Origin of the sequence: Alkaliphilus flagellatus (assembly GCF_018919215.1) — a bacterium.
GTDB lineage: Bacteria > Bacillota > Clostridia > Peptostreptococcales > Natronincolaceae > Alkaliphilus_B > Alkaliphilus_B flagellatus.
The window spans coordinates 1-2,866 of sequence record NZ_JAHLQK010000013.1 but is presented as its reverse complement, the minus strand read 5'-3'; the positions used below and the strand labels follow the sequence as shown (position 1 = coordinate 2,866).

At 35.7% G+C, this 2,866-nt stretch carries 3 protein-coding genes; all 3 read left to right on the top strand.

The features are described from left to right. On the top strand, nt 1-912 hold a 912-nt coding region (locus KQI88_RS17710; protein WP_330656265.1), incomplete at its 5' end, for an ABC transporter permease. Nucleotides 913-940: 28 nt separating this feature from the next. Continuing rightward, a complete protein-coding gene (locus tag KQI88_RS17705) occupies nt 941-1,909 on the top strand; it encodes an ABC transporter ATP-binding protein (RefSeq protein ID WP_216419655.1) in 969 nt (322 codons plus the stop codon). Between the two features lie 25 nt (nt 1,910-1,934). After that, nucleotides 1,935-2,866: ABC transporter ATP-binding protein (locus KQI88_RS17700; protein ID WP_216419653.1), on the top strand; the 932-nt coding region annotated here is incomplete at its 3' end.

Genomic DNA, 2,866 nt, shown 5'->3' with positions numbered 1-2,866 from the left:
TTTATGTCAGAAACAAAAACAATTGTTAAGAATATAGATAGTAAAGATAAAGAGCCGGCTAAAAAAAGAAAATCAGGCCCTTGGTATGATGTATGGAGAAGACTAAAACGAAATAAAATGGCTATGTTCGGCCTTTGTATTATTGTACTTCTAATATTAACAGCATTATTTGCAGATTTTATAGCACCTTATGGATATGATGATCAAAACCTAAAGGATAGATTAATAGCTCCAGGAGGTAAATATTTACTAGGAACAGATAACTTTGGTAGGGATATTTTTAGTCGTATTATTTATGGTTCAAGAATTTCTCTTCAAGTTGGATTTATAGCCGTAGGTATAGCTGCATTAGTTGGAGGATCATTAGGAGCTATTGCAGGATATTATAGTGGGAAATTAGATAACTTCGTTATGAGGATAATGGATATATTACTAGCTATTCCGAGTATACTACTTGCAATATCAATAGTAGCAGCTCTAGGACCAGGACTTAGAAACGTAATGATTGCCGTAGGTATTGGATCAATTCCATCCTATGCTCGTATAGTTAGAGCTTCTGTATTATCTATTAGGGATCAGGAGTTTATTGAAGCGGCAAGAGCCGTTGGAGCAAGTGACTTTAGAATTATAACAAAACATATTCTGCCAAATTCACTGGCACCAATTATTGTACAGGCAACATTAGGAGTTGCGGGAGCAATATTATCTGCTGCTGGATTAAGCTTTATAGGTCTAGGAATTCAACCGCCAACACCAGAGTGGGGAGCAATGCTATCAAGTGGACGTGAATACCTAAGAGATAACTGGTACGTAGCTACATTTCCAGGCCTTGCAATTATGATTACAATATTTGCCCTAAACCTTCTAGGTGACGGATTAAGAGATGCACTTGATCCTAGATTAAAGAACTAATCCCCAAAGGATAGGAGTGAGAAAGAGAATGAGTAAAAATAATTTATTAGAAATAAAAGATTTAGCTATTCATTATATGGCAGAGGATGGAACAGTCCGTGCCGTAGAAGATATGAGTTTAGAAGTTGGAAAAGGTGAGACTCTAGGATTAGTAGGAGAGACAGGAGCTGGTAAAACAACAACAGCTCTAGGAATTATGCAACTTGTTCCAGACCCTCCGGGTAAAATTGTTAGTGGAGAAATAATATTTGAAGGTGAAGACCTTCTAAAGAAAAACCAACAAGAACTTAGAAAAGTTAGAGGTAATAAAATATCAATGATTTTCCAAGATCCTATGACTTCATTAAACCCAGTAATGACAGTTGGAGATCAAATTGGAGAAGTTATAAAACTCCACCAAAAGGTTAATGCAAAAGAAGCATGGGTAAAGGCTCAAGAAATGCTTGAAACAGTAGGAATTCCAGGAGAAAGAGCAAAGGATTATCCACATCAATTTAGTGGTGGTATGAGACAGAGGGTAGTTATTGCGATAGCACTTGCCTGTAACCCAACCCTACTTATTGCAGACGAGCCTACAACAGCATTAGACGTAACTATTCAAGCACAGGTACTTGAACTTATGAAAAAGCTTAAAGAAGAATTTAAAACATCTATGATTATGATTACTCATGACCTAGGAATAGTTGCAGATGTATGCGATAAAGTAGCTATTATGTATGCAGGAAAAGTAGTAGAATACACAGATAAAAGAAAGTTATTTACAAACCCAAAACATCCTTACACATTAGGATTGTTTAATTCAATACCAAACATTGAAGAAGACGAAGATAGATTAAAGCCAATTAAGGGATTAATGCCAGATCCAACGAATCTACCAACTGGTTGTCCTTTCCACCCAAGATGTCCAAAGGCAACAGCAGAATGTAGTAAAAGGATGCCTAAGAAGACAGAAGTAGAGCCAGGACATTACGTTAACTGTTTATTATATGAAAAATAAAGTGCTAACCTAGGAGGTGAAAAAAATGGCAGAAAGACTAATAGAAGCTAGAAATCTTAAAAAATATTTTAATACTAAAAAAGGATTACTCCACGCAGTGGATGATGTAAACTTTTATATAAATAAGGGAGAGACATTAGGACTAGTAGGAGAATCTGGTTGTGGAAAGTCTACTACAGGTAGGGTAGTTTTAAGACTATTAGAAGCAACAGATGGAGAAATAATATTCGAAGGTAAAGATATTCTTCAATTTAACAAACAGCAAATGAGACAAATGCGACAGGAAATGCAAATAGTTTTCCAAGATCCATTTGCATCTTTAAACCCAAGAATGAGCTTATCAGATATTATTGCAGAGCCATTAGTAGTAAATAAAGTATTTAAATCTAAAGTTGATATGCAAAAAAGAGTAAAAGAGCTAATGGATACCGTAGGTTTAGCAGAAAGACTTATGAATGTTTATCCTCACGAACTAGACGGTGGAAGAAGACAGAGAATAGGTATAGCAAGAGCCTTAGCTCTAAATCCAAAGTTTATTGTACAGGATGAGCCAGTATCAGCGCTAGACGTATCTATTCAGGCGCAAATATTAAACTTAATGGATGACTTGCAAAAAGAAATGGGACTAACCTATTTATTCATTTCCCATGACCTAAGTGTTGTTAAACACGTAAGTGACAGAATTGCCGTTATGTATTTAGGAAAAATTGTTGAGCTGTCAGATTACAAATCAATATTTAAATCACCACAGCATCCATATACACAAGCTCTACTTTCGGCTATTCCAGTTCCGCAAATTGATGTAAAAAAAGAAAGAATATTACTAGAAGGAGACGTACCAAGCCCAGTTAACCCGCCGGCAGGCTGTCGTTTCTACGGAAGATGTATGTATAGACAAGATATTTGTAAAGAACAAACACCAGAATTAAAAGATATAGGTAATGAAACATTTGTAGC